Raw genomic sequence first — 19662 nt, 5'->3', positions numbered from 1 at the left:
CGGTGGTGGATTTCGTGCGGCTCCAGGGTGACACCGGAGGGTGCCGGATTCGCTTTCCCGCCGCTGGTGGGGGCAGGATGCTCCCCCGAGGACCTGCGTCCTGGGGGCAGGCCCCCGCGGGCGCGGAGGGGTCTGACAGCAGACCCGGGTCCGGGGACTGTCCGAGGGCCCTGGCAGCATCGGCTTCGATCCACGCCTCACAGGCAAGAAGAACACGGGAGTAACAAAATGAACCGCAGTGAGCTGGTGGCCGCGCTGGCCGACCGCGCCGAGGTGACCCGCAAGGACGCCGACGCCGTTCTGGCCGCTCTCGCCGAGACCGTCGGCGAGGTCGTCGCCAAGGGCGACGAGAAGGTCACCATCCCCGGCTTCCTGACCTTCGAGCGCACCCACCGTGCCGCTCGCACCGCGCGCAACCCGCAGACCGGCGACCCGATCCAGATCCCGGCCGGCTACAGCGTGAAGGTCTCCGCGGGCTCGAAGCTCAAGGAAGCCGCCAAGGGCAAGTAAGGCCCCGGCACAACAAGAGGGCGGCCACCCGGCACGGGTGGCCGCCCTTCTGCACGCCCGGACCCGCAGGGCCCACCCTGGCCTTCCTGTGGCCCGCCCCGGCGCCGCAGGGCCTGCCCCGCCCATGCCCCGGCCCAGATCCCTCAGGGGCACCGGCTCCCGCCCTGAGGGGCCGCCTCTGGCAATCCCGGGCCCCGGCCCTGCAGGACCACCCCTGACTGTTCCGCGCCCCCGCACCGGCGCCGCCGGCACCTCGACCGGGCGCCGTGGGTGCCCTGCACGTCTCGACGAGGCGCGGTCTGGGAGGCGACTGGAGGCCGTCACGGGCTCCGGGGCCCGCCCCGGGGTCGCGGAAGGGGCAGGAGCCCTCTGCGGGGGCCACTGCCCCGTGCCCCGCACGGCCGCGCCCCTGCGGGGCCGGGCTCTGCCCGCGCGTGCGCCGCAGTCGTAGACGTAGACGAGGCTGGAGGCACACTGCAACGCCCGGCACAGGGGCAGCCTGGTCGCAGAGGGGCGGCGCGGGCGGTCGGAGGGCGTCAGGAGGTCCGAGGGCTCGCCCCCGGTCACGGGAAGGAGCGGGGTGGGGGAAAGGCCCGCGCAGCGGCGTCACCCGGTACGCCGACGGCCCCCGCGGGAGCACCCGCGGGGACCGTCGGTGTACGGCAGGCGTCGTCAGACGATCGGTCCGCCCGGCAGCTCGACCTTCGCGCCGAGCTTCTCCAGCTTCTCCATGAAGTTCTCGTACCCCCGGTTGATCAGGTCGATCCCGTGCACCCGGCTCGTCCCCTGCGCCGCCAGCGCCGCGATCAGGTACGAGAAGCCGCCGCGCAGGTCGGGGATGACCAGGTCCGCGCCCTGGAGCTTCGTCGGGCCGGACACGACCGCGGAGTGCAGGAAGTTGCGCTGGCCGAAGCGGCAGTGGGAGCCGCCCAGGCACTCGCGGTACAGCTGGATGTGCGCACCCATCTGGTTCAGCGCCGACGTGAATCCCAGCCGCGACTCGTACACCGTCTCGTGCACGATGGACAGCCCCGTGGCCTGCGTCAGGGCCACCACCAGCGGCTGCTGCCAGTCCGTCTGGAAGCCGGGGTGCACGTCCGTCTCCAGCGCGATGGACTTGAGCCGCCCGCCGGGGTGCCAGAAGCGTATGCCCTCGTCGTCGATCTCGAACGCGCCACCGACCTTCCGGTACGTGTTGAGGAACGTCATCATCGAGCGCTGCTGGGCGCCGCGTACGTAGATGTTGCCCTCGGTGGCCAGCGCCGCGGACGCCCAGGACGCCGCCTCCAGGCGGTCCGGGAGGGCCCGGTGGGCGTAACCGCCGAGCTTGTCGACACCGGTGATCCGGATCGTCCGGTCGGTGTCCACGGAGATGATCGCGCCCATCTTCTGCAGCACGCAGATGAGGTCCTCGATCTCCGGCTCGACCGCCGCGTTCGTCAGCTCGGTGACGCCTTCCGCGAGCACCGCCGTCAGCAGCACCTGCTCGGTCGAGCCGACCGACGGGTACGGCAGACGGATCTTGGTGCCGCGCAGCCGCTGCGGGGCCTCCAGGTACTGCCCGTCCGCGCGCTTCTCGATCGTCGCGCCGAACTGTCGCAGCACGTCGAAGTGGAAGTCGATGGGCCGGCCGCCGATGTCGCATCCGCCGAGCCCGGGGATGAACGCGTGGCCGAGGCGGTGCAGCAGGGGCCCGCAGAAGAGGATCGGGATGCGCGACGAACCCGCGTGGGCATCGATGTCGGCGACGTTCGCGCTCTCGACGTACGTCGGGTCGAGGACCAGCTCGCCGGGCTCCTCGCCGGGGCGGACCGTCACACCGTGCAGCTGCAGCAGTCCGCGTACGACTCTCACGTCACGGATGTCCGGCACATTGCGCAGCCGGCTCGGTTCGCTGCCCAGCAGGGCGGCGACCATGGCCTTGGGCACGAGGTTCTTCGCGCCGCGGACGCGGATCTCGCCCTCGAGCGGGGTGCCGCCGTGGACAAGCAGTACATCGTCTGTGCCGGTCATGAATCTCGCGTTCCGGAGGTCCCCCAGCGGAGCGAGGGGGAGGGGCGGTCGGGGGACAGAGAAAAGGGTAAGGGGGCGGAGGACCGGTTCTGTATGGCCCGGGACGCTTCTGGTACGTAATGAATTGGGCACAACACGCTGTGTCCCCCGTGCCTCGCGCACCGTCACCGCTGTGGGCGGCGGAGCTCCGCCGCCCGCCCGTCCGTGAGCTGCGCCCATCCTGCGAGGTTCGGACACTGTGCCGCTCGGGCCCCGCGGACGGCCAAGATGCGGGATCATGTCTCGCATGACCGAGGTGTCCTCGCTCACAGGCCGGCTGCTCGTCGCCGCACCCGCCCTGGCGGACCCGAACTTCGACCGGGCGGTGGTGCTGCTGCTCGATCACGACGACGAGGGCTCCCTCGGTGTGATCCTCAACAGACCCACCCCGGTGGTCGTCGAGGACATTCTCGAGTCGTGGGGCGCGCTGGCCGGTGAGCCGGGCGTCGTCTTCCAGGGCGGCCCCGTCTCCCTCGACGCGGCTCTCGGTGTCGCCGTGATACCCGGCGACGAGGGCCCGCTCGGCTGGCGGCGGGTGTACGGCGCGATCGGACTCGTCGATCTCGAGGCCCCGCCGGAACTGCTGGGCGGCGCCCTCGGCTCCCTTCGGATCTTCGCCGGCTACGCGGGCTGGGGTCCGGGGCAGCTGGAGGACGAGCTGCAGGACGGCGCCTGGTACGTCGTGGAGTCGGAGCCGGGGGACGTGTCGTCGCCCCGCCCGGAGAGCCTGTGGCGGTCGGTGCTGCGGCGTCAGCGCAACGAGCTGGCGATGTTCGCCACGTACCCGGACGACCCGAGCCTGAACTGACCGGCGCGTGGCACCGACCGCGCGGCCCGCACGGGCCCGGCCGCCCCGGCCGGGCGGCGGGGAATCCGGCCGTCCGCAGATGCGCGGGGGGCCGCCGGGCAGAGGGGGAGAGGGCCGTCCTGAAACGGCCCGCAGGGCCTTGCTCCCGAAGGCACCGCGTCGTGGGTACCCTTGGAGCCCATGAGCACTCTTGAGCCCGAGCGCGGGACAGGCACGGGAACCCTCGTGGAGCCGACACCGCAGGTGTCGCACGGCGACGGCGACCACGAGCGCTACGCCCATTACGTCCAGAAGGACAAGATCATGGCGAGCGCCCTCGACGGCACTCCCGTGGTGGCACTGTGCGGAAAGGTCTGGGTGCCGGGGCGTGACCCCAAGAAGTACCCGGTCTGCCCCATGTGCAAGGAGATCTACGAGTCCATGGGCGCCGGCGGCGACAAGGACAAGGACAAGGGCAAGAGCGGCAAGGACAAGAAGTAGCCTTCCGCCGCCCAGTCGGCAACGGCCCCCGGGACGCGCTTCGGCGCGTGCCGGGGGCCGTCTGCGTACCGGCGTCCGCGGTGGTCCGTTGCACGGAATGCGCCACCCGGTCACAGAGTGGTTGAGACCTCTCGTCTCCCTCTTGTCCGGCCGTTCGGCCGGGCCTAGCCTCCTGCCTGTTGTGCAGTGCGAAACACCCGTTGCGTATGTTGCAACGCTCAATTGGCAGGGGACCCGCATGAAGCTCATCTCCCGAATCGCCGCCCCGGTCGCGGCACTCGCGCTGGCAGGTCTCACCGCCACCGCCTGCGCGCCCCGGACCTCCGACAACAGCGCACAGCAGGACGACAAGAGCGGAACGCTGCGGGTCTGGCTGTTCCAGGAGGTCAACAACAAGCCCAAGGAGAAGGTCGTCGACGTCGCGGTCGCCGCGTTCGAGAAGGCGCACCAGGGCGCCGAGGTCGAGGTCGAGTACATCCCGGTGGAGACCCGCGCCCAGCGGATCAAGGCGGCGTTCAACGACCCCTCGAGCGCCCCCGACCTGGTCGAGTACGGCAACACCGACACCGCCGGATACGTCAGGGACGGCGGACTCGCCGACATCACGGCCGAGTTCGGCGCCTGGGAGGAGGCCGCGGACACCGACCCGACCGCCGAGCAGTCCGTCACGGTCGACGGGAAGATCTACGGTGCCCCGCTCTTCGTCGGTGTACGGGCCCTCTACTACCGCACCGACGTCTTCGAGGAACTCGGTATCGAGGCCCCCAAGACCCAGGACGAGCTGATCGCGACCGCAAAGAAGATCCACAAGGCGAAGCCCGATCTCTACGGCCTCGCGGTCGGCGGCGCCTACACCTACGGCGCGATGCCCTTCATCTGGTCCCACGGCGGCGAGCTCGCCGAGGAGAGCGGCGGCTCCTACACGTCCGCCATCGACAGCGCCGCCGCTCAGAAGGGCATCAAGGCGTACACGTCCCTCTTCGGCGACGAAAACTGCCCCGCCGCCAAGTGCGCCTCCATGGGCGGCAACGCCACCGTCACCGCCTTCGCCTCCGGCAAGGCCGCCATGGCGATCGGCGGCGACTTCAGCCACCAGGCCGTCGAGGCCGGCACGGTCAAGGGCAAGTACGCCGTCGTACCGCTGCCGGGTGTGAAGGCCGGAGAGATCGCCCCCGCCTTCGCCGGCGGCAACAACCTCGGCGTGCTGAGGAGCAGTTCGCACCGCACTCTGGCGGTGGACCTGATGAAGCGGCTCGCCGGCAAGGAGACGCAGGGCAAGCTGTTCGACGCGATGGGCTTCCTGCCCACGTACACCGACGTGCGCACCGAGGCGGCGAAGAAGCAGCCGTTCGTGAAGCCTTTCATCGAGACGCTCGGCGCCGGCACCAAGTTCGTCCCCGCCTCGCCCGCGTGGGGCCGGATCGACGCGTCACTCGTCCTGCCGACCATGTTCCAGGAGATCGTCAGCGGCAAGAAGGACGTGGCCGCGGCCGCCGGTGACGCCGCGAAGAAGATGGACGCCGCGTTCACCGACGCGGGCTGAACCCATGGCGTACAGGACAGCCGCACCCGAGCCGGTCGCGGTCCCCGCAGGGGCCGCGTCCCGCCCGCCGCGCACGCCCACCCGGCCTGCGAAGCCGCCGCGACGCCGAGGGGCCAAGGCCCCTTGGCTCTACCTCGCACCCGCGCTGGTAATACTCGCCGGACTGCTCGTCTACCCGATCTACCAGCTCGGCCTGATCTCCTTCCTCGAATACACCCAGGCCCAGGTCAGCGGCGGTGAACCGACCACCTTCCAGGGGCTCGGCAACTACCGGACGCTCTTCGCCGACAGCCAGTTCTGGCAGGTGCTCCTGGCGACCCTGCTCTTCGCGGCGGCATGCGTGGTCACCACCCTCGCCGTCGGCTGCGCACTGGCCGTCCTGCTGACCCGGGTACGCGCACTGCCGCGGCTCGCGCTGATGCTCGCCGCGCTCGGCGCCTGGGCGACGCCCGCGATCACCGGCTCCACCGTCTGGGTGTTCCTCTTCGACCCCGACTACGGCCCGGTCAACCGGATCCTGGGACTGGGCGACTTCTCCTGGACGTACGGGCGTCTCAGCGCCTTCGCGCTCGTCCTGTTCGAGGTCGTGTGGTGCTCGTTCCCGTTCGTCATGGTGACCGTGTACGCCGGGATCAGGGCGATCCCCGGGGAGGTGCTGGAGGCCGCCTCGCTGGACGGCGCCTCGCAGTGGCGGATCTGGCGCTCCGTCATGGCTCCGATGCTCCGGCCGATTCTCGTGGTCGTCACCATCCAGTCGATCATCTGGGACTTCAAGGTCTTCACCCAGATCTATGTGATGACGAACGGCGGAGGCATCGCCGGACAGAATCTCGTGCTCAATGTGTACGCCTATCAGAAGGCCTTCGCGTCCTCGCAGTACAGCCTGGGCTCCGCGATCGGCGTGGTCATGCTGCTGATTCTGCTGGCGGTCACCCTCGTGTATCTGCGCCTGCTGCGACGTCAGGGAGAAGAGATATGAGCCTGATGCGCCAACCGATACGGGTGCGGCGGCCCGGGCGGCTGCTGGCGGAGGCAGCGGCGCTGGTCATCGCGGTCGTCGTCGCCTTCCCGCTGTACTGGATGGTGCTCTCCGCCTTCAAACCGGCCGGAGAGATCCAGTCGACGGAAGCGAAGCCGTGGACTCTTTCCCCGTCGCTCGACTCGTTCCGCCGGGTCTTCCAGCAGGAGGAATTCGGAACCTATTTCCTCAACAGCCTGATCGTCGCCGGTACGGTCGTCGTCGCCTCGGCGCTGATCGCCTTCCTCGCCGCCACCGCCGTCACCCGGTTCCGCTTCAAGTTCCGCACGACGCTGCTCATCATGTTCCTCGTGGCGCAGATGGTCCCGGTCGAGGCGCTGACCATTCCGCTGTTCTTCCTGATGCGCGACTTCGGACAGCTGAACACCCTCGGTTCACTCATCCTGCCGCACATCGCCTTCTCGCTGCCGTTCGCGATCTGGATGCTGCGCGGCTTCGTCAAGGCCGTACCGGAAGCGCTGGAGGAGGCGGCGTACATCGACGGCGCGAGCCGCAGCCGCTTCCTGTGGCAGATCCTCTTCCCGCTGGTCTTCCCCGGGCTGGTCGCGACCAGCGTGTTCTCCTTCATCTCCACCTGGAACGACTTCCTGTTCGCCAAGTCGTTCATCATCAGCGACACCTCGCAGTCGACACTGCCGATGGCGCTGCTGGTCTTCTTCAAACCGGACGAGAACGACTGGGGCGGGATCATGGCGGCGTCGACCGTGATGACCGTGCCGGTGCTCGTCTTCTTCGTCCTCGTACAGCGGCGCCTGGTCTCCGGACTCGGCGGCGCCGTGAAGGACTGACCGTGTGGCGCCCGGCGCCCCGCGCACCGGGGGCGTCCGGCCCCCGGCGGGCAGGCGGGCGCGCTGCCGTGCCTGGCGGATCCGACCGACCCGAAAGGCGGACCTGATGGATGTCCTTCCCCTGCCGCGCAGCGCCACGACGCGCAGCGGCGACGCATTCGTCCTCGACGAGTCGACCGTCATCGACGCGGGCCCCGGCACCGAAGGCGCCGAGCGCCGGCTGCGCGCCGATCTGGGCGCCGCGACAGGGCTGCCGCTGCCGCCCGGTGCCGGTGCCGGCGGAGGTGACGGCGGAGGTGACGCCCGAGGGGCGATCCGGCTGCGCGTCGATGCCGCGGACGCCGGGCATCTCGGCCCCGAGGGCTACAAGCTGCATGTGGACGGCGAGGGTGTAACGATCCACGGCGGTGGCGCCGCCGGAGTCTTCTGGGGTGTGCAGACGCTCCGTCAGCTCCTGGGCTCCGACGCGTACCGCAAGGCGCCCGCGGCGCCCGGCAGGCGCTGGGAGGTGCCCGCCATCTTCATCGAGGACGCACCCCGGTTCTCCTGGCGCGGTCTCATGCTCGACGTCGCACGGCACTTCATGCCCAAGGACGGTGTCCTGCGCTACCTCGACCTGCTCGCCGCCCACAAGCTCAGCGTCTTCCACTTCCACCTCACCGACGACCAGGGCTGGCGCATCGAGATCAGGCGTCACCCGGAGCTGACCCGGACCGGCGCGTGGCGGGCACGGACCAAGTACGGGCACCGGGCCTCACCGCTGTGGGACGACAAACCCCACGGCGGCCACTACACGCAGGACGACATCCGCGAGATCGTCGCCTACGCCGCCGAGCGGCACATCACCGTCGTCCCCGAGATCGACATCCCCGGGCACTCGCAGGCGGCGATCGCCGCATATCCGGAACTGGGCAACACCGACGTCATCGACACGACCTCCCTGACCGTCTGGGACAACTGGGGCATCAGTCCCAACGTACTGGCACCCACCGACAACACCCTCCGCTTCTACGAGGGCGTCCTCGAAGAGGTCCTGGAACTCTTCCCGTCGGCGTTCGTCCACATCGGCGGCGACGAGTGCCCCAAGGACCAGTGGAAGGCATCGCCCACCGCCCAGGCCCGCATCAAGGAGCTGGGCCTGGCCGACGAGGACGAACTGCAGTCGTGGTTCATCCGTCACTTCGACCGCTGGCTCACGGAGCGCGGCCGCCGGCTCATCGGCTGGGACGAGATCCTCGAAGGCGGGAACCGGCCCGAGGGAGTACAGGAACCCGGAGGCGATACGACGGCATGGGGCCTCGCACCCGGCGCCGCCGTCTCCTCCTGGCGCGGGTACCGGGGCGGCATCGCCGCCGCGGAAGCCGGACACGACGTCGTCATGTGCCCCGAGCAGCAGGTCTATCTGGACCACCGGCAGGCCGCCGGCGACGACGAACCGATGCCCATCGGCTACGTGCGCACCCTCGAGGACGTCTACCGCTTCGAGCCCGTGCCGCCCGCGCTCACACCGCAGGCCGCCGCCCGTGTGCTGGGCACCCAGGCCAATGTGTGGACCGAGGTGATGCAGGACAGCTCCCGCGTCGACTACCAGGTCTTCCCGCGCCTCGCCGCCTTCGCCGAGGTCGCCTGGTCCGCGCTGCCCGCGCCCGCCGACCGCGACTTCGCGGACTTCGAGCGCCGAATGGCCGCCCACTACGCGCGCCTCGACGCGCTCGGCGTCCACTACCGGCCGCCCGGGGGCCCGTTGCCCTGGCAGCAGCGCCCCGGTGTCGCCGGACGCCCGATCGACAAAACGCCCCCGAACGTGTGAGCCCGGCCCGAGGCCGCCGCCCGGCGGCCCGGGCCCTGAGACCGTGGAGCCGTGCCACCGCGAGGAACAAGGCGTACAACCGCCGCCGAAGCACTGCAATGCCCCCTTGGCGCCACCCGGGTGCGAAACCGGACCATTGTCGCGGTTTCGCAATTGTGGGGTGGATCTGCCCTTCGCGGACCCTCCCGCCGGTCCGCCCGGAAGATGTGCCAGAGTTGCCCCGTCCGGCCTGTGAGCACGTACGGTACGGCAACACAGGCGGGACAGCCCGGACGCCGGGAAGGGGCAGCTTGGTGACCACGCACGCACCGCACACGGCACATTCGGTGACGCTGCCGGCCTCGCTCGACGAGGCCGTCGCGGCGCTCAGCGCCATGCCCGCCGCCGTTCCCGTCGCCGGCGGCACCGACCTCATGGCCGCCGTCAACCGGGGCCAGTTGCGCCCCGCCGGCCTGGTCGGCCTCGGCCGCATCAGCGAGATCCGCGGCTGGCGCTACCAGGACGGACACGCGCTGCTCGGAGCCGGACTCACCCACGCCCGGATGGGCCGCCCCGACTTCGCGGCCCTCATCCCCGCGCTCGCCGCGTCGGCACGCGCGGCCGGCCCGCCCCAGATCCGCAACGCGGGCACACTCGGCGGCAACATCGTCAGCGCCGCGCCCACCAACGACACCCTGCCGGTACTGGCCGCCCTGGAGGCCGATCTCGTCGTCGCGGGCCCCGGCGGCGCCCGCCGCGAGATCCCCGTCTCACACCTGCTGGCCGGCCGGGAGATGCTCGGCCCCGCCGAACTGATCGGCTTCGTACGCGTCCCCCTGCTGCACGCCCCGCAGGTCTTCCTGAAGGCGACCGGCCGCACCGGCCCCGGCCGTGCCACGGCATCCGTGGCCGTCGTGCTCGACCCGGCCCGGCGCAGTGTGCGCTGCGCGGTGGGCGCCATCGCGCCGATGCCGCTGCGGCCGCTGGAGGCGGAGCGGTGGATCGCCTCGCTCATCGACTGGGACGGCGAGCGCGGCCTGGCGGGCGAGGCACTCACCGCGTTCGGCGAGTACGTCGCCGCCGCGTGCATCCCCGACCCGGCGCCGGCCGCGGAGGGCGAGGAACAACCGGTGCCGTCACCGGCCGTACTGCACCTGCGGCGTACCGTCGCCGCGCTGGCCCGACGGGCACTGGGGAGGGCGCTGTCGTGAGCAACGAGAACAACCCGCACGGCCTTCCGCCGGAGTTCCGGCTGCCGGAGGGCTTCGAGTCCGACCACCGTGGCGATCACTACGACGGCCATGAGCAGCAGGACGGCCGTGAGCAGCAGGACGGCCAGGACGGGCAGGACGGGTACGACTGGCACGGCCGGCCGGCCCAGCCTTCCCGGCCGGAGCAGTACGACCCGTACGGGTCCTACGGCGCAGGGGCCGGTCCCGGCACCGGCGGCGCCGGTGCGGGTGACTACGGCTCCCACGATGCGTACGGCGGCCAGGGCGGCGGCTGGCAACCCACGCCGCAGGGCGGCGAGTACGACGGCGAGGCCACGGCGTTCTTCCAGCTGCCCCCCGAGATCACCGGCGACGCCGCCCCGCTGGAGGCCCCCGGACACGGCTACGTACCCCCGATGATCACCCCGTTGACGCCTGCCGCCGATACGGACCCCGCGTCGGCGGGCGGCTGGGCGACGCCCCAGTGGCCGGAGCCCGCGGCGCAGGACTCCTCGCAGGGCTCGGGCGAGCCGATGGAGCAGGGCGTGACGGGCCAGTGGACGTTCCAGGACTTCCAGGAGTCCGAACCCGCCGTGTCGTCCGAGGGCGACTCGGGCGAGTTCCCGCTGCCGCCGCGCGCCGACGAGCCCTGGGCCGCCACGACCCCGCCCGCCACGCTTCCCGGAGGCGCGCCCGCGCCGTGGGCGACGCTGCCGGGCGGAGCCCCGGCACCTTGGGCGGCGGAGCCGAAGCCGGTGGCGGAGCCCGTGGCTGCGGAGGCCGGGGTCGAGCCGGTGGCGTCCGCCGAGCCGGAGGCCGAGGAGATCGCCGGCGAGGCCCACGAAGCCGCCGCGCCGTCCCCCGAGCCGGCCGGCGTGTCCGGGACCGAACCCGAGCCGGAGGCCGAGGCAGCGGCCGTCGAGCCCGAACCAGAACCAGAGCCCGACGCCGACCCTCAATCTGCCCCTGCGGCCGTCGACACCGGCCCCGAGCCCGAGCCCGAGCCCGAGCCCGAACCCGGACCCGAGCCCGCCCCCGACCCCGAGCCCCCCGCCGCACCGGCGGACGTGCTGCCCGTCGGGAGCGAGGAGCACCCGCCGACCTCGTACGTCCTGCGCGTCAACGGCACCGACCGCCCGGTCAGCGACGCCTGGATAGGCGAGTCCCTCCTCTACGTGCTCCGCGAGCGCCTCGGCCTCGCCGGTGCCAAGGACGGCTGCTCCCAAGGCGAATGCGGCGCCTGCAACGTCCAGGTCGACGGCCGCCTCGTCGCCTCCTGCCTCGTCCCGGCGGCGACCACCGCCGGCTCCGAGGTCCGTACGGTCGAGGGCCTGGCCACCGACGGCGAACCCTCCGACGTCCAGCGGGCCCTGGCCGCCTGCGGCGCCGTCCAGTGCGGCTTCTGCATTCCCGGCATGGCCATGACCGTCCACGACCTCCTCGAGGGCAACCACGCCCCCACCGAACTGGAGACCCGTCAGGCCCTGTGCGGCAACCTCTGCCGCTGCTCCGGTTACCGCGGCGTCCTCGACGCCGTGCGCGAGGTGGTCGCCGAACGCGCGGCGAGCGCAGCGGCCGCGGCCGAAGCGGCCGACGCCGAAAAGCCGGACGCCGGTGGCGAAGCCCGCATCCCGCACCAGGCACCCCCCGGCGCAGGTAGTGTGCAGATTCACCCGCACGACGGAGGCATGGCGTGAGCAACGACGCGGCCACCACTGCGATGCCGCAGCAGGCCGACAGCCCTCAGCCGGAGCCTCCTGCCCACGGCCTCGGCGCGTCGCTTCCCGCCGCCGACACCCGCGCGAAGAGCGAGGGCACCTTCCCCTACGCCTCCGACCTGTGGGCGGAGGGCCTGCTGTGGGCCGCGCTGCTGCGCTCGCCGCACCCGCACGCCCGTATCGTCTCCGTCGACACCTCAGCCGCGCTGGAGATGCCCGGCGTGCACGCGGTGATCACCCACGAGGACGTTCCCGGCGACGGCTCGTACGGACGGCGCATCGCCGACCGGCCCGTCTTCGCCTCCGAGATCGTCCGGCACCACGGCGAGGCGATCGCCGCGGTCGCGGCCGACCACCCCGACACGGCCCGCCTCGCGGCGGCGGCGATCGCTGTCGAGTACGAAATCCTCGAACCGGTCACCGACCCCGAGAAGGCCTTCGCCGCCGAACCGCTGCACCCCGACGGCAACCTCGTCCGACACATCCCGCTGCGCTACGGCGACCCCGACGCCACCGGCGAGGTGATCGTCGAGGGCCTGTACCGCATCGGCCGCCAGGACCCCGCCCCCATCGGCGCCGAGGCGGGCCTCGCCGTGCCCCGCCCCGACGGCGGCGTCGAGCTCTACGTCGCCTCCACCGACCCGCACACCGACCGCGACCTGGCGGCCTCCTGCTTCGGCCTGGAACCGGAACGGGTCAAGGTCGTCGTCACCGGCGTCCCCGGCGCGACCGGCGACCGCGAGGACCCCGGCTTCCAACTCCCGCTCGGCCTGCTGGCCCTCCGTACCGGCTGCCCGGTCAAACTCACCGCCACCCGCGAGGAATCCTTCCTCGGCCACGCCCACCGCCATCCCACGCTGCTGCGCTACCGCCACCACGCGGACGCCGAGGGCCACCTGGTCAAGGTCGAGGCCCAGCTGCTGCTCGACGCGGGCGCGTACGCCGACGCCTCCTCCGAGTCGCTGGCGGCCGCGGTCGCCTTCGCCTGCGGCCCGTACGTCGTCCCGCACGCCCACATCGAGGGCTGGGCGGTCCGTACCAACAACCCGCCGTCGGGCCACGTACGCGGTGAGGGAGCGATGCAGGTCTGCGCCGCGTACGAGGCGCAGATGGACAAGCTCGCCGTGAAACTCGGCCTGGACCAGACCGAGATCAGGCTGCGCAACGTCCTGGCCACCGGCGACATCCTGCCCACCGGCCAGACCGTCACCTGTCCGGCCCCCGTCGCCGAACTGCTCCAGGCCGTACGCGACTTCCCCCTCCCGCCCCTCCCCAAGGACTCCCCGGAGGACGACTGGCTCCTCCCCGGCGGCCCCGAGGGCGCCGGGGAACCGGGCGCGGTACGGCGCGGCGTCGGCTACGCCCTGGGCATGGTGCACATGCTCGGCGCGGAAGGCACCGACGAGGTCTCCACCGCCACGGTCAGGGTCCAGGACGGAGTGGCGACGGTCATCTGCGCGGCCGTGGAGACCGGTTCCGGCTTCTCCACACTGGCCCGCCAGATCGTGCAGGAGACGCTGGGCGTGGAGGACGTCCGCGTCGCTGCCGTCGACACCGACCAGCCCCCGGCCGGCCCGGCCGCCCACGGCCGCCACACCTGGGTGTCCGGCGGCGCCGTCGAACGCGCCGCCAAGATGGTCCGCACCCAGCTTCTCCAGCCGCTGGCCCATCAGTTCGGCATGTCCACGGAACTCCTCCAGATCACCGACGGCAAGATCACGTCGTACGACGGCGTGCTGTCGACGACGGTCACCGAGGCGATGGACGGCAAGGAACTCTGGGCGACCGCCCAGTGCCGCCCGCACCCCACCGAGCCCCTGGACGAGTCCGGCCAGGGTGACGCCTTCGTCGGCCTGGCGTTCTGCGCGGTCCGCGCGGTGGTCGACGTCGACATCGAACTGGGCTCCGTACGCGTGGTCGAGATGGCCGTGGCCCAGGACGTCGGCCGCGTCCTCAACCCCTCCCAACTGGCCACCCGCATAGAAGCCGGCGTCACCCAGGGCATCGGCGCGGCCCTAACGGAGAACCTCCGCACGGCCCGCGGCCTGATCCGCCACCCCGACCTCACCGGCTACGCGCTCCCCACATCCCTGGACGCGCCGGACATCCGCATCGTCAAACTCGTCGAGGAACGCGACGTCGTGGCCCCCTTCGGCGCCAAACCCGCGAGCGCGGCCCCGGTCGTCACCTCCCCGGCCGCCGTCGCCTCCGCCGTCCGCGCCGCCACCGGCCGCCCGATCAACCGCCTCCCGATCAGACCGCAGGCGGCGGTGGCTGCCCCGAAGTCCTGACCTCGGCTCGAGCCTGACACGTGGGGCGCCGTCGCCGCGCCCCGTCGGTCGAACACCGGCAGAGCCGACGGTTCCTCACCCGCCGTCACGAAGACGCGGTTGTACGGACCTCGGCGGCCAGGACCTGCGACGACTGCCGGGCGATGGCCGCCGCCACCCGGCCCGGCAGCCAGCCGGGCCCCAGGAGCGAGCCGGCCGAGTCCAGAACCGTCGACGTGGGGGCCGCGGAGGACGGGGGCAGGGCGAGCAGCAGCTCCGACGCCGTCGGCCGGGCCGCCGCGTCGCGGGTCAGACAGCGGGAGACCACGGCACGCAAGGACTCCGGAAGTTCGGCGCTGTCCGGGACCGTGTGGCCGGTGGCGGCGTACGCGAGGACGGCCCCCAGCCCGTGGATGTCGCCCGGCGGGCGGGGACGGCCGCCTGCCGCGGCTTCGGGGGCGAGGCTCCCCGGCTCCAGCCCGGCGAGACCGGTGCGGACCTCACCGTCCGGGGTGGCCGCGCGAGCCGCGCCGAAGCAGGTCAGGCGCGGCCCGTTCCAGGCCAGCAGTACGGCGGCGGGGGAGAGCCCGGCGTGCGTGATGCCGGCGGCGTGCGCGCCCACGAGGGTTTCCGCGAGGGCGGCGCCCAGGGCTCGTACGGTGCGCTCCGGCAGCGGGCCGCCGTGCACGGCCAGCGCCACCGGAAGCGGGATCACCGGAAAATAGGGCGTGGCGTACCACGGGGCCTTCGGCGTCGGCGACAGTTCGGCGACGGGCAGCGTCCACGGGCCGACGAGCCGGCGAGCGGCGTCCGCCTCGACGAGGAACCGCCCGGGATCCGCCCCGTCGAGCGGCGCACTGATCAGCACGGTGCTCTGCCCGTCGGCGCTGCGCGCGACGAACCGCCGCTCGGGGACCGGCGGATGGCCCGGTCCCGTCGGGTCGAGCCGGGTGATGAGCTGATACGGGCCGATCCGGCGCGGCCCGCCCTGCCGTGGGCGTTCCGTATGCGCTCGTTCCATCTTGGCGAGATCCCCCTAGGCATGACAACGCCACAGGAGCCTACCGGCGCGTCGGCCGGGCACAGGTGGACGGTAGCCTTTGGGGGGCTCGCTCCGAATATGGGCCGCGTTCCACCGCCCTTGGAGGAGGCAGTCCCACGTGGCTGGGACTGCCCCCAGGGTGCGAAGCACTGTCCGTACTGCTCGGTAGAGTGGCAGACCGGTTTTCTGTGTGCATGGGGGGCGGCGCGATGGCGGAGCACGACGGTTGGCCGAGCGGCAAGCCGGGTGGCGAGCGCCAACCGGGCGCGGTGGCCTCGCTGTCGTACGACGCCGAGTCGATGGTGGAGTTTAAGAAGCGGGTCGACCAGCTCGTCATCGAACTGGGCGACTCGCCCGCGGCACCGAAGCAGGTGGGCACGGCCTACACCAAACGCAACCACTTTGGCGGAGGCGAAGGCGCCTGGGCCGAAGCGGCGGGACTGAACGCGTCGTACGAGCTCGTGGTCGAACGGCTCAAGGAGCTGTCCCAGTTGATGAGCGACTGCCTGGAAGGCATGGGTATCGCGGTCGTTTCCGCCAAAAGCGGTTACGCCGACGTCGACGACGACATCCGCCGCCGGATGCTGGCCATCCAGGCCCACACACAGCAGCACTACGACGCGGACCGGGACCCGACGGCAGAGCGCCGCCCACCGGCCGACGGCGCACCGGCGGCCGAGCCGGGGGACACGGTCGGCGCCGGCGGGCTCAAGTAGGCGACGTTCGACGGACGACAGGGGGAGACGGACGAGATGGTCAACGACGGTGGCGGAGGCGGCGGAGGACGCCGCACTTCCTTCGAAGACAAGTCCCACGAGGAGATGCTGGCCTGGCTGGACCAGGCCAGCAGCTTCCATGTCCAGGAGGCTGCCGACCGGCTGTCGGCGGCGGCGGGGGAGATCCGGAGCATCGCCCAGTTGCTGAAGTTCCGCCCCGAGCGGGTGAAGTGGGAAGGGGAGGGCTTCGACGCGTTCGTCGAGTGGGGCGCGAGCCTCGCCTCCTCGACGTTCCGACTGGCGGACTACAGCGACGAGGCGGCCAAGTGGCTCGGCCAGTCCTCGGGCGCCATCGCCCGCGCCCAGGCCGCCATCCCGCGCTACACCTCCAAGGATCAGGCCCAGGCCAACCTCGACGCCGCCAAGTCCCACCACAACGATCCCGACGCGTCGACGGTGGCGGCCAAGGCGGAGGCCACCCTGGCCGCGTCCCAGGAGCTGAAACGCCTGGAGGCCGCCGCCGAGATGCGCAAGCTGGCGCAGGCGTACGACCAGTCGGCGTCGCAGATGGACAACTTGGAGGTGCCGACGTTCAGGCCGCCGCCGGCGGAGTTCGTGCCGCCGGACATCGACCACGGTATGGGCACACAGGATGTAGACCGCTCGGGCGGCGGTTCGGCAGCAGAGTACGGGACCGGCGCGGGGTATGCCGCTCCCGCGTCTGTGATGGGCAGTGCACCGGCACCCGCGACCGCGGCCGAACGCGTGCCCGGGCCCGAGGCGCCTCCTGCGGCCGTGGAGCCGAGCATGCCCCCTGCTGCCATGGAAATCGACAGCATCAGCACGCTGCCGCCGACGCAGACGGCTCCTCAAGCCCAGCCCACACCCGGTCCGGTACGCCTCGAGGGGCCGACGAACCCGCCGGTGAACCTGGTACCCCCGGTATCCGGTGGAGGGCCCGTGTCTCCGTCTGCCAAGCAGGACGGGACTGGGCGGATCCCAGGAGCTCCCCGGGGCCCGGTGCTGCCGGGACAGCCGACTGGAGTGCCGGGACCCGGCTCCGGCAGCGCGAGGCCCCCGAGAGACGGCATCGTCGGCGGACGCCCTGTGCCGCCCGCTTCAGGGCGGTCGGCCGGCATCCCGCGTGGAAACGTGATCGGTGCCGAGAGCAGCGGGTTCGCCCGTCCACCCATGGCACATGGTGCCGGAGGCGCGGGTGGCGGCCTGGGATCCGGCCAAAGTCGGACCCCCGGCGGGCGACCCGTGCAGACAGGCATCACAGGCGGGCGTCCGTCCACCCAGAGTGGTTCCGGACCGGCACGCGGTGGAATCGCGGGCACGTCTTCGCGGCCCTCCTCAGCCCGTGAGAATACTGAGGGCGAGCGACCGGACTACCTCACCGAGGACGACGAGACCTGGCAGCAGAACAGCCGCCGAGTCGTGCCTCCGGTCATCGACTGACACCTCACCCGACACCAGCGAAGAGGATGTACATGCCTGCCAGCACCAAACGCCGTGCACGTGCCCGAGCTGCGGCGTCCATGCTCCTGACGACGGTGCTGGCAGGCATTGCGACCACTCCGGCACACGCCGAGTCCATCCGCTCGCAGCAGTGGCATCTCGATGCGATGGGCGCGGACGAGATCTGGAAGATCAGTACAGGCAAGGGCGTGACCGTCGCGGTCATCGACACCGGTGTTGACGCCACCAACGGAGATCTTCGAGGCCGCGTCCTCGAGGGCAAGGACCTGACCCCGGACGAACCGGGCGACGAGCGGACGGATAACGACGGCCACGGCACTGGGATGGCAGGCATCATCGCCGGTACGGGGAGCAGTGGCGGAGGAGATGGTGCATTCGGGCTGGCACCAGGTGCCAAGATTCTCCCAGTTCGGGTGCCAGGGGAAAAGCAGTTGGCGAGCCAGGCTGAGGCGGAAGAACAGTTCAACGTACTCGCGCCGGAGGCGATTCGCTACGCCACTGACGCGGGCGCCAAAGTCATCAACGTCTCCATGGGGGTTGACAGGGGATCGCCGCAACTGGCGGCTGCTGTCCGATACGCCAACGAGAAGGGCTCGCTGATCTTCGCGGCCACAGGCAACGATGGCCTGAATCAGGACGAATACCCGGCCTCGACTCCGGGGGTCGTTGCTGTGGGGTCCCTTGGCAAGGACCTCAAGAAGTCCGACTTCTCTCAGTTCGGACCACAGGTCGACGTTTCCGCGCCTGGCGAGAACATCATCCATGCATGCGGCGGGAAAACCGGACTGTGCAACGGCAAGGGCACCAGTCACGCCACCGCCATCGCCTCCGCCACCGCCGCGTTGATCTGGTCTCAGCACCCGGAGTGGACCAACAACCAGGTCCTGCGAGTCATGCTGAACACCATCAGCGGCCCGACCAGCGGCAACAAGCGCAACGACCACATCGGTTACGGCGCCGTGCGCCCCTTGCGCGCGCTGACAACGCCGGGCGACCCTGGCCCCGCGGACGAGTACCCGCTCCCCGACTTCACCTACGCGGCCGCCAAGTCCCCGTCCCCGGAGCCTTCCAGCCCTGCTAAGGCCTCCGCCCAGCCGACGGCCCCGTCGACCGCGTCCGACGACGACAGTAACTCGCCCACCGTCTGGATTGCTGCCGGCATCGGTACAGCCGCCGTCCTCGGTGCGGCCGTCGTAATCCCGGGGCTCCGAAACCGACGCCGCACCAGGACCACACCGGCACCGGCGGTCACCACGCCGCCGTACCCGCATGAATCGGGTCAGCCGTACTACGCGCAGCAGCCACTGCCACCACACGGTGCACACCACAACCAGAACAGGAAAGACGGGGGTACATGATGGCGTGGGGAGAGTGGGAATGGACGTGGCTTCCGTGGAGCGGTCCGGCTATATCACGTACTCCGTGACGCGGGATCCCCTCATCCTCGCTGGTATCAAGAAGATGGACGACTACTCCGCAGAAGATCCGATCCCTGGTTGGCCGGTTACAGGGGTGGGCCCCCGACACATCGTGGCGAACTGCAACGGAACAGAGACCTATTTCGCAATGGAGCTCGGAGTTCAATACACGGAGACGTTGGAATCGGCTGGCTTCGTCAAGGATCACGTACTGTTTCGGGATTTCGTCGAGTCGGTTGGCAAGCAGTTCGACTGCACTGGAGTCGTGCCCGCGACGTGACTGGTCAGGGAGAGTCTTCGGAGAATCCGGCGTACAGTCCGGGCCGTGAGCGAGTTCGACCCCACCCGGCCCAAGTGGGCGCGGATTGGCAATGGGCTCCAGGAACGGACTGCCGCCGGTGACCCGCCGCCGCGCTCCTTGATCTCCGAGGTGTGGCTGGAGCATGAGGTCGGCGTTGCACGGACGGCGGTCCGGAGGGCGACCGCCGCACTCCGGCAGGGTGGCTTGAGCACGACGACGTCAGGGGTCTGGCAGCCACTCCGTCGAGTCCGGCGATGCCACGCGTTCCTACGTCGCGACCGGTGGCCAGCGCGAGTGCGTCAAGGCTGCCACCCCTTCGTCTCGGGGCGGGGAACACCGATCCGAACCGCTGGGATTTTGACTGGAGATGCACACCACCGCGGGTCCCGTTTCACCCTGCAGGTGGGCAGGAAGGAGCGTCGCGGCGAGCTCGCCGTCCTCCACTGGCAGGGCACGTCGCAGGAGTTCGGCGACATCCAGGTGCGCTAGCCGGTT

17 protein-coding genes are annotated in these 19662 nt (G+C 71.3%); 15 read left to right on the top strand and 2 right to left on the bottom strand.

Annotated elements, in window-relative coordinates; translation table 11 throughout:
• Nucleotides 1–228: 228 nt before the first annotated feature.
• Nucleotides 229–510 (top strand): HU family DNA-binding protein, encoded by a 282-nt coding sequence (locus OGH68_RS13450; RefSeq protein ID WP_004571953.1) that lies wholly within the window; start codon nucleotides 229–231, stop codon nucleotides 508–510.
• A 672-nt stretch (nucleotides 511–1182) separates the two neighbouring features.
• Here the strand turns inward: OGH68_RS13450 and murA are convergent.
• The gene (murA, locus tag OGH68_RS13445) at nucleotides 1183–2523 is read right to left on the bottom strand and encodes a UDP-N-acetylglucosamine 1-carboxyvinyltransferase (RefSeq protein WP_264243807.1); all 1341 of its coding nucleotides are present in this window, start codon (nucleotides 2521–2523) and stop codon (nucleotides 1183–1185) included.
• 286 nt (nucleotides 2524–2809) lie between these two features.
• Here murA and OGH68_RS13440 point away from each other — a divergent pair, with 286 nt between their 5' ends.
• The 9 genes from OGH68_RS13440 to OGH68_RS13400 all read left to right on the top strand — a co-directional run bounded on the left by OGH68_RS13440 (nucleotide 2810) and on the right by OGH68_RS13400 (nucleotide 14229).
• Nucleotides 2810–3370, top strand: coding sequence for a YqgE/AlgH family protein (locus OGH68_RS13440; protein ID WP_264243805.1), 561 nt, complete (start codon nucleotides 2810–2812; stop codon nucleotides 3368–3370).
• Between the two features lie 180 nt (nucleotides 3371–3550).
• Nucleotides 3551–3850, top strand: coding sequence for a DUF3039 domain-containing protein (locus OGH68_RS13435; RefSeq protein ID WP_264243803.1), 300 nt, complete (start codon nucleotides 3551–3553; stop codon nucleotides 3848–3850).
• A 238-nt stretch (nucleotides 3851–4088) separates the two neighbouring features.
• The gene (locus OGH68_RS13430) at nucleotides 4089–5393 is read left to right on the top strand and encodes an extracellular solute-binding protein (RefSeq protein WP_264243801.1); all 1305 of its coding nucleotides are present in this window, start codon (nucleotides 4089–4091) and stop codon (nucleotides 5391–5393) included.
• A 4-nt stretch (nucleotides 5394–5397) separates the two neighbouring features.
• Nucleotides 5398–6372, top strand: coding sequence for a carbohydrate ABC transporter permease (locus OGH68_RS13425; protein WP_264243799.1), 975 nt, complete (start codon nucleotides 5398–5400; stop codon nucleotides 6370–6372).
• Nucleotides 6369–7220 (top strand): carbohydrate ABC transporter permease, encoded by an 852-nt coding sequence (locus OGH68_RS13420; protein ID WP_264243797.1) that lies wholly within the window; start codon nucleotides 6369–6371, stop codon nucleotides 7218–7220. The genes OGH68_RS13425 and OGH68_RS13420 overlap by 4 nt, the downstream gene beginning before the upstream one ends.
• A 106-nt stretch (nucleotides 7221–7326) precedes the next feature.
• Nucleotides 7327–9030 (top strand): beta-N-acetylhexosaminidase, encoded by a 1704-nt coding sequence (locus OGH68_RS13415; protein WP_264243794.1) that lies wholly within the window; start codon nucleotides 7327–7329, stop codon nucleotides 9028–9030.
• A 293-nt stretch (nucleotides 9031–9323) separates the two neighbouring features.
• Nucleotides 9324–10220: an FAD binding domain-containing protein gene (locus OGH68_RS13410; RefSeq protein ID WP_264243791.1), complete on the top strand. Its 897-nt coding sequence runs from the start codon at nucleotides 9324–9326 to the stop codon at nucleotides 10218–10220.
• Nucleotides 10217–11917: a 2Fe-2S iron-sulfur cluster-binding protein gene (locus OGH68_RS13405; RefSeq protein ID WP_264243788.1), complete on the top strand. Its 1701-nt coding sequence runs from the start codon at nucleotides 10217–10219 to the stop codon at nucleotides 11915–11917. The genes OGH68_RS13410 and OGH68_RS13405 overlap by 4 nt, the downstream gene beginning before the upstream one ends.
• Nucleotides 11914–14229 (top strand): xanthine dehydrogenase family protein molybdopterin-binding subunit, encoded by a 2316-nt coding sequence (locus OGH68_RS13400; protein WP_413470978.1) that lies wholly within the window; start codon nucleotides 11914–11916, stop codon nucleotides 14227–14229. The genes OGH68_RS13405 and OGH68_RS13400 overlap by 4 nt, the downstream gene beginning before the upstream one ends.
• Before the next feature lie 85 nt (nucleotides 14230–14314).
• Here OGH68_RS13400 and OGH68_RS13395 read toward each other — a convergent pair whose 3' ends face one another.
• Nucleotides 14315–15229: a serine/threonine protein kinase gene (locus OGH68_RS13395; protein ID WP_264243785.1), complete on the bottom strand. Its 915-nt coding sequence runs from the start codon at nucleotides 15227–15229 to the stop codon at nucleotides 14315–14317.
• 230 nt (nucleotides 15230–15459) lie between these two features.
• Between OGH68_RS13395 and OGH68_RS13390 the strand changes: the two genes are divergently transcribed.
• From OGH68_RS13390 to OGH68_RS13370, 5 genes are all read left to right on the top strand, one after another.
• Nucleotides 15460–15966 (top strand): hypothetical protein, encoded by a 507-nt coding sequence (locus OGH68_RS13390; protein WP_264243783.1) that lies wholly within the window; start codon nucleotides 15460–15462, stop codon nucleotides 15964–15966.
• Between the two features lie 36 nt (nucleotides 15967–16002).
• Entirely contained in the window at nucleotides 16003–17427 is a 1425-nt protein-coding gene (locus OGH68_RS13385; protein WP_264243780.1) for a WXG100 family type VII secretion target, read from the top strand.
• A gap of 80 nt (nucleotides 17428–17507) precedes the next feature.
• Nucleotides 17508–18806, top strand: coding sequence for a type VII secretion-associated serine protease mycosin (gene mycP, locus OGH68_RS13380; protein WP_264243775.1), 1299 nt, complete (start codon nucleotides 17508–17510; stop codon nucleotides 18804–18806).
• Between the two features lie 19 nt (nucleotides 18807–18825).
• Nucleotides 18826–19146, top strand: coding sequence for a hypothetical protein (locus tag OGH68_RS13375; protein ID WP_264243773.1), 321 nt, complete (start codon nucleotides 18826–18828; stop codon nucleotides 19144–19146).
• A 378-nt stretch (nucleotides 19147–19524) separates the two neighbouring features.
• A complete protein-coding gene (locus OGH68_RS13370; RefSeq protein WP_264243771.1) occupies nucleotides 19525–19656 on the top strand; it encodes a hypothetical protein in 132 nt (43 codons plus the stop codon).
• Nucleotides 19657–19662: the final 6 nt, after the last annotated feature.

This window comes from Streptomyces peucetius (assembly GCF_025854275.1).
In the GTDB taxonomy this organism is placed as follows: Bacteria; Actinomycetota; Actinomycetes; order Streptomycetales; family Streptomycetaceae; genus Streptomyces; species Streptomyces peucetius_A.
The sequence above is the reverse complement of the archived record's forward strand: the minus strand, read 5'-3'. Positions and strand labels throughout refer to the sequence as shown.